At 64.8% G+C, this 24261-nt stretch carries 28 protein-coding genes and 1 tRNA gene; 14 read left to right on the top strand and 15 right to left on the bottom strand.

From position 1 onward, the window contains the following. Nucleotides 1-8: 8 nt before the first annotated feature. The 10 genes from gspK to gpmA are packed head-to-tail and all read right to left on the bottom strand — an operon-like array spanning nucleotide 9 to nucleotide 9398. The gene (gspK, locus tag ACFSQR_RS01960; RefSeq protein WP_377728291.1) at nucleotides 9-959 is read right to left on the bottom strand and encodes a type II secretion system minor pseudopilin GspK; all 951 of its coding nucleotides are present in this window, start codon (nucleotides 957-959) and stop codon (nucleotides 9-11) included. Further along, nucleotides 959-1603: a prepilin-type N-terminal cleavage/methylation domain-containing protein gene (locus ACFSQR_RS01955; protein ID WP_377727503.1), complete on the bottom strand. Its 645-nt coding sequence runs from the start codon at nucleotides 1601-1603 to the stop codon at nucleotides 959-961. Before ACFSQR_RS01955 ends, gspK begins: the two co-directional genes overlap by 1 nt. Then, nucleotides 1600-1992, bottom strand: coding sequence for a type II secretion system minor pseudopilin GspI (gspI, locus tag ACFSQR_RS01950; RefSeq protein ID WP_377727500.1), 393 nt, complete (start codon nucleotides 1990-1992; stop codon nucleotides 1600-1602). The genes ACFSQR_RS01955 and gspI overlap by 4 nt, the downstream gene beginning before the upstream one ends. A gap of 44 nt (nucleotides 1993-2036) precedes the next feature. Next, the gene (locus ACFSQR_RS01945; RefSeq protein ID WP_377727497.1) at nucleotides 2037-2507 is read right to left on the bottom strand and encodes a GspH/FimT family pseudopilin; all 471 of its coding nucleotides are present in this window, start codon (nucleotides 2505-2507) and stop codon (nucleotides 2037-2039) included. 1 nt (nucleotide 2508) lies between these two features. Next, nucleotides 2509-2943, bottom strand: coding sequence for a type II secretion system major pseudopilin GspG (gene gspG / locus ACFSQR_RS01940; protein ID WP_377727495.1), 435 nt, complete (start codon nucleotides 2941-2943; stop codon nucleotides 2509-2511). Nucleotides 2944-2983: 40 nt separating this feature from the next. Then, nucleotides 2984-5029, bottom strand: coding sequence for an amidohydrolase family protein (locus ACFSQR_RS01935; RefSeq protein WP_377727492.1), 2046 nt, complete (start codon nucleotides 5027-5029; stop codon nucleotides 2984-2986). After that, nucleotides 5030-5794 carry a HesA/MoeB/ThiF family protein gene (locus ACFSQR_RS01930; protein ID WP_377727489.1) on the bottom strand — a complete coding sequence of 255 codons (765 nt, stop codon included), beginning with the start codon at nucleotides 5792-5794 and terminating at the stop codon, nucleotides 5030-5032. It lies immediately after the preceding gene. 9 nt (nucleotides 5795-5803) lie between these two features. Next, the gene (locus ACFSQR_RS01925) at nucleotides 5804-7228 is read right to left on the bottom strand and encodes a S41 family peptidase (protein WP_377727487.1); all 1425 of its coding nucleotides are present in this window, start codon (nucleotides 7226-7228) and stop codon (nucleotides 5804-5806) included. Between the two features lie 17 nt (nucleotides 7229-7245). Next, nucleotides 7246-8649 carry a murein hydrolase activator EnvC family protein gene (locus tag ACFSQR_RS01920; protein ID WP_377727484.1) on the bottom strand — a complete coding sequence of 468 codons (1404 nt, stop codon included), beginning with the start codon at nucleotides 8647-8649 and terminating at the stop codon, nucleotides 7246-7248. 2 nt (nucleotides 8650-8651) lie between these two features. After that, a complete protein-coding gene (gene gpmA / locus ACFSQR_RS01915) occupies nucleotides 8652-9398 on the bottom strand; it encodes a 2,3-diphosphoglycerate-dependent phosphoglycerate mutase (RefSeq protein ID WP_377727482.1) in 747 nt (248 codons plus the stop codon). Nucleotides 9399-9481: 83 nt separating this feature from the next. Between gpmA and ACFSQR_RS01910 the strand changes: the two genes are divergently transcribed. The 5 genes from ACFSQR_RS01910 (at nucleotide 9482) to ACFSQR_RS01890 (ending at nucleotide 12332) form a co-directional block, all read left to right on the top strand. Continuing rightward, nucleotides 9482-9883 (top strand): rhodanese-like domain-containing protein, encoded by a 402-nt coding sequence (locus ACFSQR_RS01910; protein WP_377727480.1) that lies wholly within the window; start codon nucleotides 9482-9484, stop codon nucleotides 9881-9883. 14 nt (nucleotides 9884-9897) lie between these two features. Continuing rightward, nucleotides 9898-10161 carry a glutaredoxin 3 gene (gene grxC / locus ACFSQR_RS01905; protein ID WP_377727478.1) on the top strand — a complete coding sequence of 88 codons (264 nt, stop codon included), beginning with the start codon at nucleotides 9898-9900 and terminating at the stop codon, nucleotides 10159-10161. A 138-nt stretch (nucleotides 10162-10299) separates the two neighbouring features. After that, a complete protein-coding gene (secB, locus tag ACFSQR_RS01900) occupies nucleotides 10300-10776 on the top strand; it encodes a protein-export chaperone SecB (protein WP_377727475.1) in 477 nt (158 codons plus the stop codon). A 90-nt stretch (nucleotides 10777-10866) separates the two neighbouring features. Continuing rightward, the gene (locus ACFSQR_RS01895; protein ID WP_377727472.1) at nucleotides 10867-11313 is read left to right on the top strand and encodes an SH3 domain-containing protein; all 447 of its coding nucleotides are present in this window, start codon (nucleotides 10867-10869) and stop codon (nucleotides 11311-11313) included. Nucleotides 11314-11321: 8 nt separating this feature from the next. Then, entirely contained in the window at nucleotides 11322-12332 is a 1011-nt protein-coding gene (locus ACFSQR_RS01890; protein ID WP_377727469.1) for an NAD(P)H-dependent glycerol-3-phosphate dehydrogenase, read from the top strand. Between the two features lie 44 nt (nucleotides 12333-12376). On the opposite strand, the gene ACFSQR_RS01885 is transcribed toward ACFSQR_RS01890, so the two are convergent. The 4 genes from ACFSQR_RS01885 to mscL all read right to left on the bottom strand — a co-directional run bounded on the left by ACFSQR_RS01885 (nucleotide 12377) and on the right by mscL (nucleotide 15058). Beyond that, entirely contained in the window at nucleotides 12377-12709 is a 333-nt protein-coding gene (locus ACFSQR_RS01885) for a hypothetical protein (protein WP_377727466.1), read from the bottom strand. Between the two features lie 13 nt (nucleotides 12710-12722). Next, on the bottom strand, nucleotides 12723-13403 hold the full coding sequence (locus ACFSQR_RS01880) for a DUF2461 domain-containing protein (RefSeq protein ID WP_377727464.1): 681 nt from the start codon (nucleotides 13401-13403) through the stop codon (nucleotides 12723-12725). Nucleotides 13404-13413: 10 nt separating this feature from the next. Further along, nucleotides 13414-14556 carry a S1C family serine protease gene (locus tag ACFSQR_RS01875; RefSeq protein WP_377727462.1) on the bottom strand — a complete coding sequence of 381 codons (1143 nt, stop codon included), beginning with the start codon at nucleotides 14554-14556 and terminating at the stop codon, nucleotides 13414-13416. An 88-nt stretch (nucleotides 14557-14644) separates the two neighbouring features. Further along, nucleotides 14645-15058, bottom strand: coding sequence for a large conductance mechanosensitive channel protein MscL (mscL, locus tag ACFSQR_RS01870; RefSeq protein ID WP_377727460.1), 414 nt, complete (start codon nucleotides 15056-15058; stop codon nucleotides 14645-14647). 252 nt (nucleotides 15059-15310) lie between these two features. On the opposite strand from mscL, the gene petA reads away from it, so the two are divergent. From petA to ACFSQR_RS01840, 6 genes are all read left to right on the top strand, one after another. Next, complete coding sequence (gene petA, locus ACFSQR_RS01865) at nucleotides 15311-15919, top strand: ubiquinol-cytochrome c reductase iron-sulfur subunit (RefSeq protein ID WP_377727457.1); 609 nt, start codon at nucleotides 15311-15313, stop codon at nucleotides 15917-15919. After that, on the top strand, nucleotides 15919-17331 hold the full coding sequence (locus ACFSQR_RS01860; RefSeq protein ID WP_377727455.1) for a cytochrome bc complex cytochrome b subunit: 1413 nt from the start codon (nucleotides 15919-15921) through the stop codon (nucleotides 17329-17331). Before petA ends, ACFSQR_RS01860 begins: the two co-directional genes overlap by 1 nt. A gap of 19 nt (nucleotides 17332-17350) precedes the next feature. Continuing rightward, complete coding sequence (locus ACFSQR_RS01855) at nucleotides 17351-18115, top strand: cytochrome c1 (protein WP_377727453.1); 765 nt, start codon at nucleotides 17351-17353, stop codon at nucleotides 18113-18115. Between the two features lie 112 nt (nucleotides 18116-18227). Then, nucleotides 18228-18839, top strand: coding sequence for a glutathione S-transferase N-terminal domain-containing protein (locus ACFSQR_RS01850; RefSeq protein WP_369091431.1), 612 nt, complete (start codon nucleotides 18228-18230; stop codon nucleotides 18837-18839). Between the two features lie 84 nt (nucleotides 18840-18923). Continuing rightward, nucleotides 18924-19427, top strand: a complete 504-nt coding sequence (locus ACFSQR_RS01845) for a ClpXP protease specificity-enhancing factor (protein WP_377727451.1) — start codon at nucleotides 18924-18926, stop codon at nucleotides 19425-19427. A gap of 23 nt (nucleotides 19428-19450) precedes the next feature. After that, nucleotides 19451-19526, top strand: a tRNA-Thr gene (locus tag ACFSQR_RS01840). A 70-nt stretch (nucleotides 19527-19596) separates the two neighbouring features. Here the strand turns inward: ACFSQR_RS01840 and ACFSQR_RS01835 are convergent. Next, nucleotides 19597-20496 (bottom strand): LysR family transcriptional regulator, encoded by a 900-nt coding sequence (locus ACFSQR_RS01835; protein ID WP_377727449.1) that lies wholly within the window; start codon nucleotides 20494-20496, stop codon nucleotides 19597-19599. Between the two features lie 109 nt (nucleotides 20497-20605). Between ACFSQR_RS01835 and ACFSQR_RS01830 the strand changes: the two genes are divergently transcribed. From ACFSQR_RS01830 to ACFSQR_RS01820, 3 genes are all read left to right on the top strand, one after another. Continuing rightward, complete coding sequence (locus ACFSQR_RS01830; protein WP_377727447.1) at nucleotides 20606-21598, top strand: TerC family protein; 993 nt, start codon at nucleotides 20606-20608, stop codon at nucleotides 21596-21598. 220 nt (nucleotides 21599-21818) lie between these two features. Beyond that, entirely contained in the window at nucleotides 21819-21944 is a 126-nt protein-coding gene (locus ACFSQR_RS01825) for a hypothetical protein (protein ID WP_377727445.1), read from the top strand. A 315-nt stretch (nucleotides 21945-22259) separates the two neighbouring features. Continuing rightward, nucleotides 22260-24245 (top strand): ATP-binding protein, encoded by a 1986-nt coding sequence (locus ACFSQR_RS01820; RefSeq protein ID WP_377727444.1) that lies wholly within the window; start codon nucleotides 22260-22262, stop codon nucleotides 24243-24245. Nucleotides 24246-24261 lie beyond the last annotated feature (16 nt).

Raw genomic sequence — 24261 nt, 5'->3', positions numbered from 1 at the left:
TCTCGTTCTCAGTTTTGCCGGATCCAGACCAGCGTCGTGCTACGGGGTGCGGCCAGCTGGCGGTTGATCAGCGCCTGCGTATTCAACGCTGCCCGGTCCAGCCTGATCCGGCTCTCGACCAGGAACCACTCGCTGACCACCGCGTAGGTCTTCAGGCCTTTCGGGGTGAACCGCGCCCGGTTCTCGAAATCGGAGTCTTCCTTGAACGCTGCCGTTTTCCGCGCCGCGACCAGCGCATTCGCCTCCCCGACCGACTTGCCCATGACCGCCGCCAGCACTTCCGCCGATGCCGTATTGACGTTCACCCGGCTCCGCTTGGGCAGCACGATCACGAACTCGCGCAGCTTCGCCACCATGGCCGGCGTGAACCCTTCCACCGCCAGCAGGTCGTCCACGCTCGACAGCCCGATCGGCCTGCCCTGCCCCGAAGCCTGCGGCGCGGCGCCTCCCGCTCCCTGCTGCGGCGGCGCGCCCACTTGCGCGCGCAGCACCGCCTGCGCCACCCGCTGCGCCAACGCGCGATTGAGCTGCAGCCGTTCCAGCAGGTTCCCGAACACTTCCACTTCTTCCGGAATGATCATCCCGCCGTCGGCCAGACTCCTGAGATTGTAACGCGAGGCGGCGTCAATAATCCGTCCCGAAAGTGTCGCATCGAAAGATTCTCCTTCGATGCGCTCGCGTTCGATGTACTGGTCCAGGCGCGTTTCGGCCAGCGGCGTGGCCCAGACCTGGTCGAGCGAGGTCCACTGGTTGAAGCTGGCGTCCGAGTGCAGGATCAGGCGCGCGTAATCGAGCGCGCCGCGCAGGATCCACCGGGTTTGCAGCTGCAGGCGCTGGTTTTCCATGGTGCGCACCTGCACCTGCTGCTGCCAGAACAGGCTGGCGACGATGGTGACGGCGAGGGTGGTGAGCAGCAGCGCCGTCACCACGGCCACGCCACGCTGGCGGGTCAGCCGCATCACACGCCCCCCAGCAGGAAGACTTTGGTCATCGGGACCTGCTGGCCTTCGACCGTGATCGCCACTTCCATCCCGGCCGGCGCCTCGTTCATCATGGCGGGGGCGGCGACCGCGTTGGGCGCGGCGGTCATGCCCTGCGGCGCCATCGCGGGCGACGCGGCGGGCCGCCACATGCTGGTTTCGAACACGCGCACGGTGAGTTCGTTCACGCCCTGCTGCAGCACCACAGGCGTCGCGGGATTGGCGTTCGAGACGGCCGCCTTCCACATGATGTCGATCTGCGCCATGTCGCGCGTGGCGAGCGACTCGCGCCGCACCAGGGTGCCGTTCTCGATGCGGTAGGAGACCACCTGCAGCCGGCTCGGCTGGTTTTCGGCGTACACCATGCGCACCAGGGCCAGCTGGGTATTGTCGGCCGCCAGCATGCTGCGCCGGCCCAGCACGGCGGGCGTGGCCAGGTGCTCGCCATCGCTTTGCATCTGCGCGAACGCCAGCTGCATGCCGCGCGTGGTATTCATCTGCGCAGTGAGCGCTTCGCGCGCGCGCACGATGCCGTCCAGGCCGCGCCAGCCCAGCACCGCGACCAGCGCCAGGATGGAGATCGCGACCAGCAGTTCGACCAGGGTAAAGCCGCGGTTCTTCATCGTTCGCGCATCACCAGTTGGACCAGCTTGATGATCCGGCGCTCCGGCGCTTCGATCTCGAACACCGAGACTTCGATGCGGCGCAGGCGCGGGTTGGGCGATGGCAGGACTTCCTCCTCGCACACGAGGTTCAGGTCGCCCTGCGGGCAGGGGAAGGAGCGCTTGCCCACCTCGGGGAATTCGCGGCGCAGGCGCACTTCCACCAGGCGGTTCTCTGCCGACCAGGTGGCCATCATGGCCGCGCGCAGCCCGCTGCTGTTGGAGGCCAGGCTGCCGACCGCGCGCAGCGAGGCGCCGAGGGCGGTGCCGACGATGACCAGCGCGACCAGCACTTCGAGCAGAGTGAATCCGCCCACACGCGCAGTTCGACTCTGCCGGAAATTCAGCATGGATACCAGCCTTCGCTGGTATGACGGTGGCATCTGGTGTTGGCTCATTGAACGGTAAAGTGGCCGATGCCGTCGGCATGGATGGCGACGGCATGAGCGCCGTCGGCCAGGGTCAGCACGAACGGCCGGTCGACCGGCTCGCGGCCGAAGGTGATGCGCAGCGGGTTGGCCTGCCCCGCGCCGGGCGGGTCGAGCGACAGCGAGATGGGGCTGTGGCTGAAGGCGCGCTCGCGCAGCATGTCGTCCTGCGGCAGCGCTTCCCAGCCGGTGTCGGTGCGCACCAGGAAGCGGTAGCGGTCAGGCTGCGCCTCGAATACCACCTGGCGGTTGCGCACGATCGCTTCGTCGCGCGCCAGCTGGAGCAGCAGCGCGATGCGGTTCGCCTCCTTCTCCAGCGCTTCGCGCGGGCCCGGCACGATGTTCAGCGACACGACGCCCAGGGCGATCCCGATGATCACCATGACGACCATCAGCTCCACCAGGGTGAAGCCGCGTGCCGCCTTCCACTGCTTCATCTCACTCCCAGGAACCGACGTCGGCGTCGTCACCGGCGCCGCCCGGCTGGCCATCGGCGCCGAGCGAGAATATGTCTACCTCGCTGTGGATGCCCGGCGACAGGTACTGGTAAGGGTTGCCCCATGGGTCCTTCGGCAGCTTCTCGACATAGCCGCCGCCTTTCCAGCCGTTGGCGGACGGGCCGGTGGTCGGCTTGCTGACCAGGGCCTGCAGGCCCTGTTCGGTGGTCGGGTAGCGCTGGTTGTCCAGCTTGTAGAGCTTGAGGGCCTGGCCGAGCATGGCGATGTCGGCGCGCGCCGCGGTCACGCGGGCTTCGCCGGTGCGGCCCAGCAGCTTCGGCACGACCAGCGCGCCGAGGATCCCGATGATCACCACCACGACCATGATTTCGACCAGCGTAAAGCCGCGCTGGCGGCGGTTTTCAACAGTGTGCATATGTGTCTGTTTTAGAAAGGGTGGGAAAGTATAACCACTTTTACTGCTGGGTAACCGCACGAAGTGCAGGCGACTCCTGCACGAACGGCGCGATGCCCAGCTCTTTGTGAACCTCGGACGGAATCACCAGGTGACCGCGGGTGATCACCGCGGCGACCTTGCGGATGTCGCCGATGTTGCGGGTCGGGTCGCCATCGACCAGCACCAGGTCGGCCAGCTTGCCCGGGGTGACCGAGCCGCGCTCGTGCGAGGTCAGCGTGTACCTGGCGCCATTCCTGGTGGCGACCTGCAGTGCCTGGGCCGGGGTCAGGCCTGCTTTCACCAGCATTTCCAGCTCTGCCTGAAGGGTAAAGCCGGGCATTTCATCGGTGCCGGCGACGATCGGCACGCCTTCCTTGTACAGGCGGCCCACGAATTCGACCATCTTGCGGTACGACTTTTCATAGCGCGCCAGCGTTTTATCGTCCGGGATCTTCATGGTGCCGACGCGGAATCCGCGCGCGACGTCAGGCGGCATGTGGTCGGCGACCGGCGCGAATGGCTCGTTCATGTCGCCGTCCTTCTGCTTCAGGAACGCGAACGTGGCGAGCGTGGGGTCGATGACAGTTCCTTTCATTTTCAGTCTCGAAATGAAATTTTTGATCACCGGCGAATTGAAATCCAGGTCCGCGGTCTTCTCGGACGGGAGCACGAAGCGCTCCAGCGTGCGCGTCTCGGTCTGCGGCGTGGCCAGGAAGTTCAGCATGACCTGGTTGATGTGGTTGATCTCGTCGTAGCCCGCGTCCAGCGCCTCGAACGCGCGCAGGCCGGCCGGGATGTGGCCGGACACGCGCAGGCCGCGCTGGTGCGCGTACGCCACCGTGTCCTTCAGCAGCGTCGGCGGGAACGAGTTGTAGATCTTGAGCTGCGGGTAGCCGTGGCGCGCGTACCAGTCGATCGCGTTCTTGGCTTCGGCCAGCGTCTTGACCACGAAGCCGTTGTTGGCCGAGTACGGGCTATCCCCTTCCAGGAAGCCGGCCGGGACGATGTGCGGGCCGAACAGCGTGCCCTTTTCCAGGTCGTCCATGATCGACTGCAGCTGCTCGTTGTCGTTGCCCATGTCGCGCACCGTGGTCACGCCGGCGGCCAGGTTCAGGCCACCGTCCCAGCGGCTCGCGTGGCCGTGCATGTCGAACAGGCCGGGCAGCAGCACGCGGCCCTGCGCGTCGATCTCGCTGTGCGCGCCCGACACCTTCGAGCCGGCCGGCAGTACGGCGGTGATCCGCCCGCGCAGGACGTACACGTCGGACTGCTTCGTCAGCACCGCCTTGTCGCTGTCGAACACGCGCGCGTTGCGGATGACGGTCAGGCCAGGCATCGGGTGCATCAGCCTGGCCGACAGCTCCTGCAGCATCTTGGCCTCGGCCGCCTTCTGGCGCTCGGTCAGCGGCTTGACCGCATCCTTCCAGCCTTCCTCGATCAGGGCCGCGTAGCCGGGATAGATCGATGCGAACACGCGCGGCGCGGCGCCGGTGGTGGCCCACACCAGCTGCGGACGCAGGCCGATGCCGGTCTGCGCGATCAGCTGCACCTTCTGCTTGCGCCCATCGGCGGCGGTGACGTCGAACTCCTCGATCGTGCGCTGCGACAGCGTCCCCGTCGGCAGCAGCGGCAGCGGCGCGCCGTTCCGCGCGGCGATCGCGCCGATCGACGCCGACACCGGCACCATCGAGCTGTTCAGCGGCACGTAGAACGCGCCGCCATTCAGTTTCGTGCTGCCCTGCTCCGTGGTGGAACGCCAGCTCGCCACGCCATCCTTCACTTCGAAGCGCTCGTCGACCACCGCGCCGTAGGTCGAGTTGCCCTTGACCGCATATTCGCTCATGGTGCCGTCGGCAGCAAAGCGGATGGTCTCGGTCAGCTCCGGTCCGCGTCCGTTGTCCTTGAAGATGTACCTGACCCGCGTGACCCCGTCGTCGCCCTGCTCGACTACCTGCTCGCCGGCGCGCTTGCCGTTATCGACAAAGATGTCGTAGCGCGTGGTGGTGGCGGCGTGCGCCTGCACGCCAAAGCCTGCCGCGAGCAGCAGTGCATAGATGGGCTTCATTCAGGTCTCCTTGTTGTTATCGTGATGGCATACGGGGCATTGCGGATCGCGCGCCACGGCGATGGTGGTCCATTCCATGCGGCGCCCGTCCAGCATCGACAGGCGTCCGGTGAGCGGCTCGCCGGCGCCGGTGACGAGCTTGAGCGCCTCGGCCGCCTGCATCGAGCCGGCGATGCCGACCAGCGGCGCGAACACGCCCATGGTGCTGCAGGCCGCGTCCTCGAAGCGCTGCCCCTCGGGGAACAGGCAGGCGTAGCACGGCGAGGCCACATCGCGCGGATCGTACATCGACAGCTGCGCGTCGAAGCGGATGGCGGCGCCCGACACCAGCGGCACGCCATGCGCGAAGCAGGCCCGGTTGACCGCATGGCGGGTGGCGAAGTTGTCGCAGCAGTCGAGCACCACGGAAGCGCCGCGCACGATCTCGCCGAGTCGGTCGCCGGACACGCGCTCGCGCAGCGCAAGGACCTCGATGTCGGGATTGATCGCCAGCAGGGCGTCGCGTGCCGACTCGACCTTAGGCGCGCCCACGCGCTGCGTGGTGTGCACGATCTGGCGTTGCAGGTTGGTGAGATCGACGTCGTCGTCGTCGACCAGCGTGATGCGGCCGATGCCGGCGGAGGCCAGGTACATGGCGGCCGGCGAACCCAGTCCGCCCGCGCCGATCACCACCGCGTGCGCGGCAAGGATCTTCTCCTGCCCTTCGATGCCGATGTCGTCGAGCAGGATGTGGCGCGAGTAGCGCAGCAGCTGTTCGTCGTTCATCGGCCGGGATTACTTGACCGCGGCAGCCGGGGCGGCTGCGACCGTGGCGCGCGCGGCCGGTTTGGACAACTGGACCGGCAGGCCCTTGAAGTGCCGGATCGCCTGCGCCAGCTGGAAGTCCTGCGCGCTGCCGTATTCGAACTGCTCGCGCTCGCGCAGCAGCGCCAGCGCGCGCTGTTCCTCTTCCGGGTCGCGCACCTGGCGCGCCGACTCGGGCGAGGACTTGTTGGCCAAATGCCGTTCCAGGTCCGCTTCGCGCATCAGCAGCGCATCGACCGTGTCGCCCTCGGCGGTTTCATCGACCGGCAGGTCCGGCACGATGCCGTGCGCCTGGATCGAGCGGCCCTTCGGCGTGTAGTAGCGCGCGGTGGTCAGCTTGAGCGCGGTGTCCTCGGTGAGCTGGCGCAGGGTCTGCACCGAGCCCTTGCCGAAGGTCTGCGAACCCATCACGACGGCGCGCTTGTAGTCCTGCAGCGCGCCGGCCACGATCTCGGACGCCGACGCCGAACCGGCGTTGACCAGCACCACCAGCGGCACGGTCTTGAGCTGTCCCGGCAGGCGCGCCAGCGGATCCTCCTCGCCCGGCTCCACGTAGTATTCCTTGCGGCCGTAGAACACCTGGTTCGAATCGGCGACCTGGCCCACGGTCGAGACGATCGGCTGGTTCTTCGGCAGGAACGCCGCCGTCACCCCGATCGCGCCCGGCAGCAGGCCGCCCGGATCGTTGCGCAGGTCCAGCACCAGGCCCTTGATCGCGCTGTCCCTGGCGTACAGCTCGCGCAGCTTCTTCGCCAGTTCGGTGAGCGTATCGTCCTGGAACTGCGCCACGCGCACCCAGGCGTAGCCCGGCTCCACGAAGGCCGCCTTGACGCTTTTGACATTGATTTCCTCGCGCACGAGGGTGAACGGCAGCGGCTTTTCGGTACCGCGGCGGGCGATGGTCAGCGTGACGCGGCTGCCCGGCTCGCCGCGCATCCGTTCGATGGCGTCGTCCAGCGACAGCCCGCGCACCGGCGTGTCGTCCACGCGGGTGATCAGGTCGCCCGCCTTGACCCCGGCGCGCCACGCCGGCGAATCCTCCATCGGCGCGACGATCTTGACGTAGCCGTCCTCGCTGGCGACCTCGATGCCCACGCCGACGAACTTGCCCTCCACGCTCTCGCGCATTTCGCGGAACGCTTCCTTGTCCAGGTACACCGAGTGCGGATCGAGCGACGCGACCATGCCGCCGATCGCGTCGGACAGCAGCTTGCCGCCGTCGACCTTTTCGACGTAGTCGGTCTGGATCAGGGTATACACGTCGGCCAGCTGGCGCAGCTCTTCCAGCGGCAGCATGGCCGGCCCGCCCTTCTGGGCGAAGGCGGAGAACTGCACCGAGACCGCGATCCCGGCCACCATGCCGATGCCGACCAGGCCCAGATTCTTCAATTTCATGCGCGCCACCCGCTTCGTCAGAACTTGACCCAGCTCGCCGGATCGAATGCGCGGCCGAGATGCCGCAATTCGAAGTATAGACCCGATTCTTCGTTACCGCCGGTGTTGCCGGCCGTGGCGATGGCGTCGCCGCCCTTGACCGCGTCGCCGGCCCGCTTGAGCAGCGACTGGTTGTTCCCGTAGATGGACAGGTAGTCGTTGCCGTGGTCGACGATGATCAGGTTGCCGAAGCCGCGCATCCAGTTGGCGAACACCACCCGGCCCTGCGCCACAGCGCGCACTTCCGCGCCCTCGTTGGCCTTGATGAACATGCCTTTCCAGCTCGGTCCTTCGTTGCCGCGCTTGGCGCCAAAGCGCGCCGCGACCGTGCCCGCCACCGGCGCCACCATGCGGCCTTTCAGGTTCACGAAGCTGCCGTTCGGCGCGGCCGGGGCCAGCGTCACCTCAGGCACTTCCTCTTCCTCGACCTTCGCTGCGGCGACCTTCGGCGGCTCGACATCGTCGATCGGGTCGGTCGGCTTGAACGGCGCGGGTGGCTTGGCGCCCGGCCTGGCCGCGTTCTCTTTGGCGATGCGGTCCGCTTCGGCCTTGGCTTTGGCGGCAGCCAGCTTCGCGGCCCGCTGTTCCTCGCGGCGCTTGGCGGCGGCTGCGGCCTTGGCCTGCTGCTCGCGGATCAGCACGGAGAGGTTGTCCACCAGGCGGCCGAGGCGCGCTTCGTCGCGTTCCAGGCTGCCCACCTGCTTGCGCTGGGTGACCAGCTTCTGCGACAGGGTGCTGAGCAGTTGCGCGCGCTTGGCCTTCTCCTGCTCCAGCTTTGCCTTCTGCTGCAGCTCTTCCTGCGCGATCTCGTCCAGCTCGGCCTTGGCGTTGAGCGCGTCCTGCGTATTGGCTTCCGCCGCGGCCAGGTTGGCGCGCAGCGAATCGAGCAGGCGCGCCTTGGCCTGCGACACGTAGGCCATCATCTGCAGGTCGCGGTTGATGCGGTTCGGGTTGTCGCCGGACAGGAGCAGCTTCATGCGGTCCTCGCTGCCGGCCACGTAGTGCTCCTTGAGCAGCCGGGCAAGCTGGCGCTTCTGCGCCTCGACCGTGGCGGCAAGCTGTGCGCGCTTTTCCTCCAGCTGCAGCACCTTCTGGTTGGTCTGCGCGGTTTCCTCGGCCAGTTCGCGCAGCGAACGGTTGGCGTCCGAGATCGCTTCCTCGGATTCCGCCAGCTCGTCGGCCACGTCCTCCTTCTGCGCCTCGGTGCGGCTGATCTCCTTCTTCAGCGCGCTGAGCTTCTCGCGGATGTTCTCGCGCGACTTCTCCGCCACAGCCTTTTGCTTGCTGCGTTCCGTGGGTTTGGCGGCAGGTGCCCCGGACGCGCCGGCTGCGAGCAGCGCCAGGGCGGCGGCCAGCGCCACCCGTTGTACAAACGATTTCAAGCTTACTTTGCCTTACCCTGGTTCGCGACAGCGTGCATCTTGGCGGCGATCGCTTCCTGGTCGCCCAGGTAATAGTGGCGGATCGGCTTGAGGTCGGCATCCAGCTCATACACCAGCGGCTGCCCGTTGGGGATGTTCAGGCCGACGATGTCCTTGTCGCTGATCCCGTCCAGCATCTTGATCAGGGCGCGCAGGCTGTTGCCGTGGGCGGAAATCAGGATCTTGCGGCCGGCGCGGATCGCCGGGGCGATGTCCTCGTCCCAGGCTGGCATCACGCGCGCCACGGTGTCCTTCAGGCACTCGGTGAGCGGGACCTGCTCGCGCGGCACGTTGGCGTAGCGCGGGTCGTCGAACGACGCGCGCGGATCGTCGCGGGCCAGTTCCGGCGGCGGGATGTCATAGCTGCGGCGCCATACCAGCACCTGCTCGTCGCCGAATTTGGCCGCGGTCTCGGCCTTGTCCAGCCCCTGCAGCGCGCCGTAGTGGCGCTCGTTCAGGCGCCAGTCGTTCTTCACCGGAATCCACATCAGGTCCATCTCGTCCATGGTCAGCCACAGCGTGCGCACCGCGCGCTTGAGCACCGAGGTATAGGCCAGGTCGAAGGTATAGCCCTCCTCCTTGAGGATCTGGCCGGCGGCGCGGGCTTCCGACATGCCCTGCTCGGTCAGGTCGACATCGGTCCAGCCGGTGAAACGGTTTTCGCGGTTCCAGGTGGATTCTCCGTGGCGCATCAAGACGATTTTGTACATAGCTTCCGGTCAAAAGTGGTTTAAGGTCGAAAAACGCCTTCTATTTTATAATGGCCGGATTGCATGAACCATTGGAACTTTGTGTGGAATTTTTAATCGATAACATCTTGCTCGTCGCCATCGCGGCTTTTTCCGGCATCGCCCTGATGCTTCCCGCGTTTCGCGGCAGCGGCCGGCGCTCGAGCCCGACCGAAGTCATCCAGTTGATAAATCGTGGTAAGACCACCATCTTGGACGTAAGCGATGCTGCAGAGTATGCCAAAGCACACCTGCGCGACGCCAAGCACATCCCATTGGGTGAACTCCCTGCCCGCATCGGCGAGCTCGGCAAGGCCAAGGACCGCACGGTCGTGGTCGTGTGCCAGCGTGGCAACCGCGCCGACCGCGCCGTGCGCCAGCTGGCCGCCGCCGGCTTCACGGATGTAACCAGCCTCGACGGCGGACTCGCGGCATGGCAGGCAGCCGGCCTGCCGGTCGCCAAGTAAAGAAAGGAACAACGATGACAGCCCAAGTACTCCTCTACAGCACCGCCATGTGCCCTTACTGCGTGCGTGCCGAACGCCTGCTGGAAGCCAAAGGCGTGAAGAATATCGAGAAAATCCGTGTCGACCTCGACCCGGACCAACGCGTCGTCATGATGGAACGTACCGGGCGCCGCACGGTTCCCCAGATTTACATCGGCGACACCCACGTGGGCGGCTTCGACGACCTGTACGCACTCGACCAGGCCGGCAAGCTCGACCCCCTGCTCAACGGCGAATAAGCGCCGTACCAGGCGCGGCGGCGAAACTGTTCTACCGAACAATTGGTTTTGATACAATTGCCGTCGCGTTTTTAAAAAGCTACCGCTACGCAGTCGGACGGCCGGAGCCGTCCCTTAATTTTTAAACGAAAGCGTTCCATGTCCGAAGAAAACCAGCAACCAGTATTCCAAATCCAGCGCGTCTACCTGAAAGACATGTCGCTGGAACAACCGAATTCGCCATCGATCTTCCTCGAGCAGGATGTGCCGCAGATCGAAGTGTCGCTGGACGTTGGCGCCGAGACCATCGCCGACAGCATCTACGAAGCTTCCGTGACCATCACCATCACCGCCAAGGTGAAGGACAAGGTCGCGTTCCTGGTCGAAGGCAAGCAGGCTGGCATCTTCGAAGTGCGCCACGTTCCTGCAGACCAGATGGAGCCACTGCTCGGCATCGGCTGCCCGAACATCATCTACCCGTACCTGCGCGCGAACATCGCCGACGTGATCACCCGTGCCGGCTTCCCGCCAGTGCACCTGGCCGAGATCAACTTCGAAGCGTTCTACCAGCAGCGCCAGCAAGCCCTGGCACAGGCGGCTGCAGGCACGCCGGCAGCATCGACCGAGCAGCACTAAGCAGCACAGGGGCCTTCGGGCCCGGGGCGGCCTGGCGCCGCCATCCGTCACGCCGGCATGCCGGCGTGACGCCATTTACTGGGCCTGGTCATGACATTCGCACGCCTGATCGCAGCCACATCCATCGTCGCCCTCGCTCCCGCCATCTGCGCGGCAACCGACTTCAAGACCGTCGGACCGGCGCCGGCCATCTTCTATGACGCACCCTCGCCCAAGGCGCCCAAGCTGTTCGTGGCCCCGGCAGGCATGCCCGTCGAAGTCGTGCTGCGCTACGGCGAATGGGTCAAGGTGCGCGACTTCCACGGCGACGCCGCATGGACCGAAGCGAAGCGCCTGATGCCGCGCCGTAGCGTCGTGGCGCGCTTCGACGGCGTCGAAGTGCGCGCCTCCGGCGAGGACGGCGCGCAGGTCGTGATGTTTGCGGACAAGGGCGTCGTGCTGGAACTGGCCGATCCCGAGATCGCGGCCTGGGTCAAGGTGCGGCACAAGGACGGCATCATCGGCTACGTCAAGGCCTCGGACCTCTGGGGCATCTAGAAATCACCATGCAATCACATCACACACCGCGCAAGGTCAGCGTGCTGGGCGCAGGCGCCTGGGGCACCGCCGTTGCGATCGCGCTCGCCGCGCGCCACGACGTCGTCCTGTGGGGACGCAGCGCCGACACCATGCAGGCCATGCAGCGCGACCGCGAGAACGCGGCCTACCTCAAGGGCTATCCCTTCCCCGGGTCGCTGCAGGCCAGCGCCGACTTCGACGCCGCGCTCGCGCACGTGGGGGCGGACGGCCTCCTGATCGCCGCCACGCCGGTGGCCGGACTGCGGCCGCTGCTCATGCAGCTCAAGGGCCGCAACATCCCCAATATCGTCTGGCTGTGCAAGGGCTTCGAGTACGACACCGGGCTGCTGCCGCACCAGGTCGTGGCGGAGGTATTGGGCGACGGCGTGCCGGCCGCCGTACTGTCGGGACCTTCGTTCGCGCAGGAAGTCGCGCGCGGACTGCCGTGCGCGCTGACGGTGGCGTCGCTGTCGCAGCCGCTGCGCGAAAAAGTGGTCGCCACCGTGCACGGGGCGAACCTGCGCCTGTATTCGTGCGACGACGTGGTCGGCGTCGAGGTCGGCGGCGCGGTCAAGAACATCATGGCGATCGCCACCGGCGTGTCGGACGGCCTGGGGCTCGGGCTGAACGCGCGCGCGGCGCTGATCACGCGCGGGCTGGCCGAGATCACGCGGCTGGGCACGGCGCTCGGCGGACAGGCCAGCACCTTCATGGGCCTGACGGGGATGGGCGATCTGATCCTCACCTGTACCGGCGACCTGTCGCGCAACCGGCGCGTGGGGCTGGGGCTGGCCGAGGGCAAGAGCCTCGATACCGTCGTGCGCGAGCTGGGGCACGTGGCCGAAGGCGTGCCGTGCGCCAAGGCGGTGCGGGATCTGGCGGCGAAGCTGGGGGTGGATATGCCACTCACCAATGCGGTGGCGGGCGTGCTGTTCGACGGCGTCGATCCGCGCACGATGGTGGCGGCGCTCCTGGCCCGCGATCCCCGCGGCGAGTGAGGATGGATGGGGACGGTCCCTGCGGGGACAGTCCTCTGTCCTTGCTAGCAGGGGTGGAGCAGGATGGTCATCAGGCCAATCGAGTCTTCGCTGGCGCGGATGGCGTGCGGGACGCCGCCGCTCAGGTACAGCATTTCCATCGGCTTGAGCGTGGTCGTCGTGCCGTAGGCGTCCACGGCGAGCTCGCCTTCCAGGCATACCAGCGACATCTCCCCTTCCAGCTTGTGCTCCGGGATCGGCCTGTCCTTGGTGACGAGGATCCGCATCAGTTCCATGTGCTCGGTCTTGGCCAGCGCGACCGACGTGAACGACGCAATGTCGTCGTCGCTGCGTTTGAGCGAAATCCTGTCTCCCGATGCCGCATGTTGCAAAGCCATTGGAACTCCTCCGTTATTGTTCGCTTACCTTCACGCCGCGCAACCACTCGACCAGCGCATAGGCGTCCTTCATGCCGCGCACCAGGTCCGGCACCAGCCGGTCCGGCTCATTGACCTTGAGCGGCACCTCGTTCCAGACAAAGAAGCTCTTGAATTTAATGTACTCGATGTGCTCGTGCGCGGGATCGAATCCCTTGGGCGGCCGTTGCAGGCGCTCCTCTTCCGCGAGGTCGCCGTAGCTTGCTCTCAAGGCCTTATTTTTGAGTACTTTCGAAAATCCTGTCGCATCGTTGGCAATGCGCTCGCGGATCGCTTTCAGGCGCGGCGCCGGCGGAATGTATTCGCCGGCGCCGTACAGCAGCTTGCCGTCCTGGATGTGGAAGTAGTAGGTCGGCCCGCCCGCATGCGTGGGGCGGCGCTTGTCGTTCGGCGCCAGCGCGGCGGAAAAATTGGTCTTGTACGGCCGCTTGTCGGCGGCAAAGCGCACGTCGCGGTTGATGCGGAACATGGCCTTCTTCGGATTGCAGTCCGCGATCAGCGGATCGAACTTGCCCAGCTCGCGGATCAGTTCCGTCACCACCTGCAGGAACTCCTCGCGCAGGATGTCGTAGCGCGGCTTGTTCATGATGAACCAGGGACGGTTGTTGTTCTCGGAAAGTTCGTTCAGGTATTGCGTCAGGTCGCGCAGGTGCATCGGGGTCCTCTTAACGGGCGCGTGGCCGCTTCCCGACGCTGACGTCCAGCGTGGCTTCGCGGTTGCTGCGCAGGACCGTCATTTTAGCCTTGCGGCCGGGCGGCAGCTTGGCGATGAGGTTGAGCATGACGGTGGTGTCCGGGACCGGCTGCCCGTTCACCGCCAGGAGGATGTCGCCCGGCTTGATCCCGGCACGGTCGGCCGGGCCGTTGCGCACCACGCCGGCGATGATGGCGCCCTTGTCGCGCGGCAGGCCGAAGCTCTCGGCCAGCTCCGGCGTGATGTCCTGCGATTCGACGCCGACCCAGCCGCGCTCCACATAGCCCTTGAGGATGATCGATTCGAGCACAGAACGCGCGGTCGACACGGGGATGGCGAAGCCGATGCCGACCGAGCCGCCGGTCTGCGAGAAGATCGCCGAGTTGATGCCCAGGAGGTTGCCGCGCGTGTCCACCAGCGCGCCGCCCGAGTTGCCGAAGTTGATCGCCGCGTCGGTCTGGATGAAGTCCTCGAATTCGTTGATGCGCAGGTTGGTGCGGCCGACCGCGGAAATGATGCCCATGGTGACGGTCTGGCCGACGCCGAACGGATTGCCGATGGCGAGCACCACGTCGCCGACCTTGGCCTGCTCCGGGTGGCCCAGCATCATGACGGGCAGGTTCTTCAGGTCGATGCGCAGGACCGCCAGGTCGGTCTCGGGATCGGTGCCGACCACCTTGCCGATGGCGCGGCGGCCATCGGGCAGCACGACCTCGATCTGGTCGGCGGCCTCCACCACGTGGTAGTTGGTCAGGATATAGCCATCGGGACTCACGATCACGCCCGACCCCAGGCTGGCGTTTTCCGCCTGCGGGTTGCGCTCGCCGAAGTAGCGGCGGAAGAACGGGTCGTTCAGCAGCGGGTGGTTGGGCGGCAACGCCTTGGAGGTGAGGATGTTGACCACGGCCGGCATGGCGCGGTCGGCCGCCTCGCGGTAGCTGCCGGACGGCGGCAGGCCGGGAGACTGGATCAGCGCGGCGGGACGGGCGCCTGTGCCCAGCTCCACGGTGCGGACGGGACCGCGCAGGAGGTCCGGACGAACCGCCGCGATCACCATGTACAGCGCAAGGCAGATGGTGACGGCTTGGGCAAACAGCAGCCAGTAACGTCGCATGTCCCCAGTCTCTCACAAAAAGGGAAAAGGCTCTGTCACCGCTAAAGGAAAGGCGGTCATCCCGGCGAAGGCCGGGATGACCGAAGCGCTAGCGCCTGAGGCTGTCGCGGATCTCGCGCAGCAGCAGCACTTCTTCGGCGGCGACGGCCGCGGCGGCGGCATCCGGACCGCGGCGCGCCTTGTTGATCAGGCGAACCATCTGGAAGATGATGAACGCCAGGATGAGGAAATTCAACACGACCGAGAAGAAGTTGCCGTACGCGATCACCGCGCCCAGCTTCTTCGCCTCCGCCAGGGGCAGCCCGGCGGCCTGGTTGTTCAGCGCAATGTAGTAGTTCGAGAAATCCAGCCCGCCCAGCAGGTAGCCGACTGGCGGCATGATGATGTCGTTGACCAGGGAATCGACGATCTTGCTGAACGCCGCGCCGATAATCACGCCGACGGCCAGGTCCACCACGCTGCCCTTGACGGCAAATTCTTTGAATTCCTGCATCATGCCCATGCCTGCCTCCTCTGTATTGACCGGTAACCGGTGACTGATATTACCAAAGTTGCAAGAGGATGGGCGACCGCCGGTACCCGCCGCGGCGTATTTTCGACGGTCCGGCTGCCAAAAAGCCATGAAAAGCCGCCTTCGGATGGGGCTGTCAACAACTTTTTATTTAACTCGCCATCTGCTTCCCTTATAATTTAAGGTTGCTAGAAGCTCCCTTTGCTTCTCAAGATTCCGCATTTTTGACTGATTGGGGTTGGTATGAGTAACGAAAAGCAGGTCGATTCAGGTCGACGCGGCTTGCTCGTCGCGACGTGCGCGGCGGGTGGTGTCGTCGGTTTGTCCACCGGGGCGGCGCTGGTAAGCACGTTCCAGCCGTCGGAGCGCGCGAAAGCGGCCGGCGCGCCTGTAGAAGTGGATATCGCCGGCATGCAGCCGGGCGAAATGAAGACCGTGGAGTGGCGCGGCAAGCCGGTATGGATCATGCGCCGTTCGCCGGAGATGGTCGAGTCGCTCAAGAAGACCGATGACCAGGTCGCCGACCCGAACTCGGAGCGCGCACCTGACGTACTGACGCCGGAATACGCACGCAACGAATGGCGTTCGATCAAGCCGGAGTACCTGGTGGCCGTGGGCATCTGCTCGCACCTGGGCTGCTCGCCGACCGCGCGCGTGACCCCTGGCGCGCAGCCGAACCTGCCGGACGACTGGGCAGGCGGTTTCCTGTGCCCATGCCACGGCTCCACCTTCGACCTGGCCGGCCGCGTGTTCAAGAACAAGCCTGCACCGGACAACCTCGAGGTACCACGCCACATGTACCTGTCGGACACCCGCATCATCATCGGTAAAGACGAGAAAGGCGAAGCATAATGGCCGCGTTTAAAGAAACCAAACTGCCGGCCGACGCGCCGGCAGCACAAAAGGCGCTGGCCTGGGTCGACGACCGCTTCCCGGCCTCGAAGCTGTGGTACGACCAGTGGGGCCGCTACTACGCCCCGAAGAACTTCAACTTCTGGTACATCTTCGGCTCGCTGGCGATGCTGATCCTGGTGCTGCAGATCGTCACCGGCATCTTCCTGACCATGCACTACAAGCCGGACGCCGCGCTGGCCTTCGGCTCGGTCGAATACATCATGCGCGAAGTCCCGTGGGGCTGGCTGGTGCGCTACATGCACTCCACCGGCGCTTCCGCGTTCTTCATCGTGGTGTACCTGCACATGACCCGCGGCCTGCTGTACGGTTCGTACCGCAAACCGCGCGAACTGATCTGGCTGTTCGGCTTCGCGATCTTCCTGATGCTGATGGCCGAGGCGTTCTTCGGCTACCTGCTCCCATGGGGCCAGATGTCCTACTGGGGCGCACAGGTGATCGTCAACCTGTTCGGCGCGATTCCGCTGATCGGCCCTGACCTGTCGCTGTGGATCCGCGGCGACTACGTCGTCTCCGACGCGACCCTGAACCGCTTCTTTGCGTTCCACGTGATCGCCCTGCCGCTGGTCCTGCTGGGCCTGGTGGCTGCGCACCTGATCGCGCTGCACGAAGTCGGCTCGTCCAACCCGGACGGCATCGAAGTGAAAGAGAACCTGGGCCCGGACGGCCATCCGGTCGACTCGATCCCTTCGCACCCGTACTACACCGTGCACGACCTGTTCGGCGTATCGGTGTTCCTGGTGATCTTCTCGGCGGTGGTGTTCTTCGCCCCTGAGATGGGCGGCTACTTCCTGGAGTACAACAACTTCATCCCGGCAGACTCGCTGAAGACCCCGGCGCACATCGCTCCGACCTGGTACTTCACCCCGTTCTACTCGGTGCTGCGTGCGATCACCTCGGACTTCCTGAACGTGCTGATCGTCGCGATCGCTGCGTACGTGGTATTCGTCTGGATGAAATCGAAGCTGTCGTTCAAGACCAAGGCAGCGATCGCCGTCATCGCGCTGCTGTGCATTATCGGCATGCTGCCTGGCATGCTGGATGCGAAGTTCTGGGGCGTCCTGCTGTTCGGTTCGTCGGTCGTGATCCTGGCCTTCCTGCCATGGCTGGACAAGTCGCCGGTGAAGTCGATCCGCTACCGTCCTGACTGGCACAAGTATGTGTACGCCGTGTTCGGCCTGTCCTTCGTGACCCTGGGCTACCTCGGTACCCAGCTGCCAACCCCGGTCTACACGATCCTGGCGCAGGTCTGCACCCTGGTCTACTTCAGCTTCTTCCTGCTGATGCCATGGTGGAGCCAGATGGGCAAGTTCAAGCAGGTGCCATCGCGCGTGACCTACCACGCGCACTGATAGACGACAGAGGATAACAATGACTTTTTCGAAAAAACTGATCGCTATCCTGGCCCTGGCTGTGCCGGGTCTGGTATTTGCGTCCGAAGGCGGCTTCCCGCTGGACAAGGCGCCACAGCGCAACAGCGTGACCTCCCTGCAGAACGGCGCGCGCCTGTTCGTGAACTACTGCCTGAACTGCCACTCGGCCACGTCGATGCGCTACAACCGCCTGCGTGACCTGGGCCTGACGGAAGACCAGATCAAGAACAACCTGCTGTTCTCGGCAGACAAGGTCGGCGAAGTGATGCATACCGCGTTGCGCCCATCGGATGCCAAGGAATGGTTCGGCGTGGTGCCACCAGACCTGTCCGTGATCGCGCGCGCCAAGGCGTCGCCGGCCGGCAGCGGTGCGGACTACCTGTACACCTACCTGCGTACCTTCTACAAGGACGACACCCGTCCGACCGGCTGGAACAACATGGTGCTGCCGAACGTGGCGATGCCGCACGTGATGTGGGAGCTGCAGGGCGTGCGTACCGCCAAGTTCGTGGAGGAGAAGGATCCGCACGACGCCAGCAAGATGGTGCACAAGTTCGCCGGTTTCGAGCGCGTCTCGCCTGGCAAGCTGAGCGACCAGGAATTCGACGCAGCAACTGCCGACCTGGTGGCCTACATGGAGTGGATGGCCGAGCCGGTCGCTGCCCAGCGTAAGCAGCTGGGCGTATGGGTCCTGATGTTCATGACCCTGTTCGCACTGCTGGCATGGCGCCTGAACGCGTCCTATTGGAAAGAAGTGAAGTAATCCGTCACAAGAAGCTTTCTTCGTACACGTTCGCTGCCCGCTCGCGCGGGCAGTCATTTTCGGGGTGGACCGCTAGCCGTTTCACCCCATTTGCTTCTAAGGAACACACATTATGATGGTTCTCTACTCTGGCACCACGTGCCCGTTTTCCCAGCGCTGCCGCCTGGTCCTGTTTGAAAAAGGCATGGACTTCGAAGTGCGCGACGTCGACCTGTTCAACAAGCCGGAAGACATCTCGACGATGAACCCGTACGGCCAGGTGCCGATCCTGGTCGAGCGCGAACTGATCCTGTACGAGTCGAACATCATCAACGAATACATCGACGAGCGCTTCCCGCACCCGCAGCTGATGCCGGCTGATCCGCTGATGCGCGCGCGCGCCCGCCTGATGCTGTTCAACTTCGAAAAAGAGCTGTTCGTGCACGTGCATGTGCTCGAGTCCGAGCGCAACAAGGCCAACGACAAGAGCCACGACAAGGCACGCGCCGAAATCCGCGACCGCCTGACCACGCTCGCGCCGCTGTTCCTCAAGAACAAGTACATGCTCGGCGACGAGTTCTCGATGCTGGACGTGGCGATCGCCCCGCTGCTGTGGCGCCTGGACCACTACGGCATCGAACTGTCGAAGACCGCCGCGCCGCTGATGAAGTACGCCGAGCGCATCTTCTCGCGCCCTGCCTACATCGAAGCGCTGACCCCGTCCGAAAAGGTCATGCGCCGCTGATCGCGCTAGAATGGGGACTGTCCTGCCGCCCTGGCGCTGCGGGACTGTCCCTGTCTTTGCAGTACAACGTACCACCGTCTCTCAATGTCCGAAATCTCCACCAAACCCTACATGCTGCGCGCCATCTACGAATGGTGCACCGACAGCGGATACACGCCCTACATCGCGGTCAAGGTCGATGCGGCGACGACCGTGCCGATGGAATACGTGAAGAAGGGCGAGATCGTCCTGAACATCAGCTTTGGCGCCACCGCCGCGCTGAAGATGGACAACGATGCGATCACGTTCAACGCGCGCTTCGCGGGCGTGTCGCGCCAGATCTACGTGCCGGTGCAGAACGTGCTGGCGATCTACGCCAACGAGAACGGCCAGGGCATGGCATTCGAAGTCACCAAGACTGCCGCCGAAATGCCCGCGCCAGCCAGCGCCGCGCCTGCGCCTGCGCCGGCCCCCGCACCTGCGGCCGCCTCGCCATCCCTGTCCGCGGTACCGCCAGGCAGCGATGCGCCGGCCGCCAGCCCGTCGCCCGACGGCGACGACGAGCCGCCCCGCAAGGGTCCGCGCCCGACCCTCACGCGGATCAAATAGCGTATAATTTGGGCAAAGTTACCGCCGGCTTAGCTCATTTGGTAGAGCAGTTGATTTGTAATCATCAGGTGGCCAGTTCGAAACCGGCAGCCGGCACCAGCATGCGAAAGCCCAGCCCTCACCGGCTGGGCTTTTTGTTTGGAACGCCAACGATCGCTGACCCGGGCTGCTAGCGGTCCGGGCCGAATACCGCGGCTGCCCCGTCCAGGATACGCCGTACTGCCGGGTGACTGTACACCCGCTGCACCGATACCACATAGAACTGCTCGATCATCGACGGCACTGTTCCTACCTGCTCAAGCCCGTATTCCGTACGAATCGCACTCGCCAGCACCGCGGGCGCAACGATAAAGCCGGCAGCGGCGCGGGCGAACGACTTCAGCAGCGCGCCGTCATCGAATTCGCCCACCACGATCGGCCGCAAGTCGTTTGCATCAAACCAGGAATCTAGCTGGCTCCTGACTGCTGCTTCCGGCATCGGCAACAGGAACGGCGCGAGCCTTAACCGGTCCGGAAAAGCGCCCGGCCACTGCCGGCACAAGTCCGGGTGGCCCAGCACCGCCAGTTCGCTCACACCGAGCAGGCGGCTGTGGCCGCGCAGCGCCCCGCCCGGTGGCAATGCGCGGTCGGAGATCACCAGGTCGAGCTTGTGCGCGGCCAGGTCGACGACCAGGTCCTCGAATCGTCCTTCGCGGCAGCTCAGGTGCATCGCCATGCCGGCTTCGCGGGCGGGCTGCATCAGGCGGAATGCCATTGTCTTGGGAATGATGTCGCAGATGCCGACGCGCAGCGTTTCCTGTCCAGCCAGTACACCGCGGCGTACTACCTGCTCCAGCTCGCCACCCAGGTCGAAAATCCTTGCCGAATAATCCAGCACCGTCTTGCCGGCGTCGGTCAAATATAACAACCGCCCTCTTTTCTCGAACAGCTCAGCGCCCATCTGCTCTTCCAGCAGTTGCAGCTGCATGCTGATCGCCTGTGCCGACACGTGCAGCTTCTCGGCCGCACGCACGACGGTCCCAAGCGTGGCCACGGTGTGGAAATAGTGCAGGTGTTTATAGTTGAGCACGGGGACACCTCAATAAAAATTGATGGTCCATATAGTTTATTCGATTTTACTTTCGCATCTGGCGCACCTACAGTGAACCTATCCCCCAATCATCCGTGGAGAGAAGATTATGGAATGGTTAACTGTCCTGTGGCTTGGTGCACCTGCCTGGACCTGGCTGGTTTTCCTGGCGATGGTGCTCGCGCTACTGGTGCTCGACCTGGGAGTGCTCAATCGTGACGATCATGTGATCGGCGTGCGCGAAAGCCTGAAGTTGTCCGCGCTTTACGTCACGGCCGGCCTGCTGTTTGGATTGTGGGTGTGGCATGAATTCGGCGGCGAGAAGGGGATGCAGTTCTACACGGGCTTCCTGATCGAAAAGAGCCTGTCCCTGGATAATATTTTCGTCATCTCCCTCATCTTCGCCACCCTGGCGATTCCCCCTGCATACCAGCATCGCGTGCTGTTCTGGGGCATCGTCGGCGTGATCCTCACGCGCGGCGTGATGATCGGTTTCGGTTCGACCCTGGTGGCCAGCTATTACTGGACCCTCTATATCTTCGGGGCATTCCTGATCGTTACCGGCATCCGCATGTTCTTTGTGCACACGGGCAGGGAGGACATTCGCAATAGTGCGGTCCTGTCCTGGCTCCGGCGCCACCTGCGCGTGACGGACGGGCTGCATGGCAACGCCTTTCTTGTGCGCATACCTGACCAGGCCGGGAAACCGCTGCTCTACGCCACGCCGCTGTTCCTTGCGTTATGCATGGTCGAAGCGACGGATGTGGTGTTCGCGGTGGATAGCGTGCCTGCGATCTTCGCCATCACCAGCGACCCGTTTATCGTCTACACCTCCAATATCTTCGCGGTGCTCGGCCTGCGCGCCCTGTACTTCGCCCTGGCGGCAATGGTGGAGCGCTTCAGCTACCTGAAGTATTCGCTGGCAGCCGTGCTCGTGTTCATTGGTTCGAAGATCTTCATTGGCGACTTTGTGTTCGATGGCAAGGTACCCGCATGGCTGTCGCTTGCCGTCACTGGCGGCCTGATCCTGTCCGGTATCGCGTATTCCTTGTGGCGTACACGTCGGCACGGCACCGGGACGCCGGCGCACGGGGCCGGCTAGAGCTGGCCGCAGCCCGACCGTGGAACCGACGAGTTGAGAGCATGACAATTTCCCGACAATTTTGTCGTTGATGCGGCCAAGCGCCCGATGGTAGCGTGGGCGCTCCTGCTCATTCATCTCCATTACCATGAAAACTTTCGTTCTCTGCGCAGTGACGGTTTGTTTGCTCGCCGGCTGTGCGTCCAGCAAAGATATCGCAACCAAGGAAGAAGCCGCCGACATGCCGGAGTACACAACGGGCAGCATCATTGCGCAGAAGTCGAAATCGAAGAAGACCGACGTCCAGACCTTGCCCACGGAAAAGCTGGGCGAGATCCAGCAGAACAGCTCCATCCCGATGCGCTGACACAACAAGGGGGTATATCGCCGCTGATGCCCTGCGGCAACATACCCCCCTCCTTTTTTTGGTTTCCTCTAGGGAAGAGCGATACTCCCCTCCCCCGCATCGAGACGCTGAAATGTGCGCGTCATTCGTGTGGTAGTTTTTGCGGCATGCTGCTAGGATAGTTGGCGGAACGCAAATCCAACCTCCCCCACCATGACCACTCAACCTCAGCCAGAACTGGCGTTCCTCTCGGACGCCGGAGACGTCGGGATGCGCTTGCGCGATTACGATTGGTCAACTACGGCGCTGGGGCAGCCAGCCGATTGGCCATCGGCAATGCGCACTGCACTCGGCATTGCGCTGCATGGCCCTCTGCCCAGCTTCCTTTGCTGGGGCGACGATCTGCTGACCTTCGCCAACGACGCTGCATTTTCCCTGCTGGGCAACCTGGACCTTCCCTGCGCGCCTGCGCAACAGCTGTTCGCTCCTGCCTGGGAGATCGTCGGGCCGGCGCTGGCATCCGCCATGGACGGGAAAGCGCACTGCTCAACTGAACTGGCACTGGTCCAGCAGCTCGCCGGTGTGGCCGAACATCGCCCCTGCACGTTTTCCTGCACGCCGGTGCGCGACGACAGCGGCGCCGTCGCCGGCGTCCTGTGCACGCTCACGGAAAACGGTGGCCGTGCCAATGCGATCGCGGAACTGAAGGAGAAGGAGGACGCGCTGCGCGACCTCAGCGCGCGCCTGGCCGACGAAGCGGCGGCCTACGCCGCCGACCGCGACCGCGTCTGGCGCATTTCGCAGGACATCATGGGCGCGGCCTCGCTCGCCACCGGCAAGTTCCTGACCGTGAACCCGGCATTCACCCAGACCTTCGGCTGGAGCGAGGAGGAAGCGACCTCGCGCCCCTTCATGGAGATGGTGTATCCCGACGACCGCGAGGACGTCGCGCTCCACATGCACAAACTGGCGACCACCGGCGAGCCGCTGGTGCGCTACGACACGCGCGTGCTGCACAAGGACGGTTCGCACCGCTGGGTTTGCTGGACCATCGTCCCGGAAGGCGAACTGCTCTACGGCGTGGCGCGCGACATCACGGCGGAGAAGCAGCAGGCCAGCGCGCTGCGGCTCGCGGAGGAAGCGCTGCGCCAGTCGCAAAAGATGGAAGCCGTCGGCCAGCTGACGGGCGGCCTCGCGCACGATTTCAACAATATGCTGGCCGGCGTATCGGGCCACCTGGAGCTGATGAAGCTGCGGGTGCGCCTGGGCCAGTCGGATGACCTGATCCAGCGCATCGATTCGGCCATCGGCATTACCAAGCGCGCCGCGGCGCTCACGCACCGCCTGCTCGCGTTCTCGCGCCGCCAGGCGCTGGACCCCAAGCCAACCCGGGTGAACGAACTGATCATGTCGATGAACGACCTGTTCCGCCACTCGACCGGCCCGTCGGTCCGGATCCTGACGGACCTGTGCCCGTCACTCTGGACCACCCTGTGCGATCCCAACCAGCTGGAAAACGCGCTGCTCAACCTCGCCAACAACGCGCGCGATGCCATGCCCGGCGGGGGCGACCTGCGCATCGAGACCAGGAATATCACGCTGTGCGAATCGACCGCCTCGCAATACGGCGATGTGGCACCCGGCGAATACATCGCCATCACCGTGAGCGACAACGGCGTCGGCATGGAGCCATCGGTTGCCGCGCGCGCGTTCGACCCGTTCTTTACCACCAAGCCGCTGGGCCAGGGCACCGGCCTCGGCCTGTCGATGGTGTACGGCTTCGCGCAGCAATCGGGCGGGCACGTGCGCATCTCGTCGGTTCCGGGGGCGGGCACGTGTATCCTGCTGCGCCTGCCGCGCCATATGGAAGTCGCTACGCTGCCCCATCCGCCGGAGCAGGTGGATGCCGACGAAGGCATCGGTGGCTCGGCAGTGATCCTGATCGTGGAAGACGAAACGGAAGTGCGCGATGTGATGACCGACGCGCTGCGCCTGCAGGGCCACACCGTGGTGGCAGTGGGCGACGCCAGCGCCGCCCTCCGATATCTCCAGTCGAACAAGCTGCCGGACATCCTCGTGACCGATATCGGCCTGCCAGGCAGCATGAACGGACGCCAGCTGGCCGACCTGGTGCGCGCGGATGCGCCGGGCCTGCCCGTGCTGCTGGTGACCGGCTACGCCGAGGGCATCGTGATGAAGAACGAAAGCCTTCCCGCGCAGATGGAACTGCTGATCAAGCCGTTCGCGCTCACCTCGCTGGTGACCAAGGTCGGACAGATGACTGGCCAGCGGCCGCCGCAACCGGCCGCCGTCTCCCTGTAGTTCCTGCAACTAACCC

The sequence above is a fragment of the Pseudoduganella sp. GCM10020061 genome (assembly GCF_042683405.1).
GTDB lineage: Bacteria > Pseudomonadota > Gammaproteobacteria > Burkholderiales > Burkholderiaceae_D > Telluria.
Note: the sequence above shows the minus strand (reverse complement) of the source record. Positions and strands in the feature narration are given on the sequence as shown.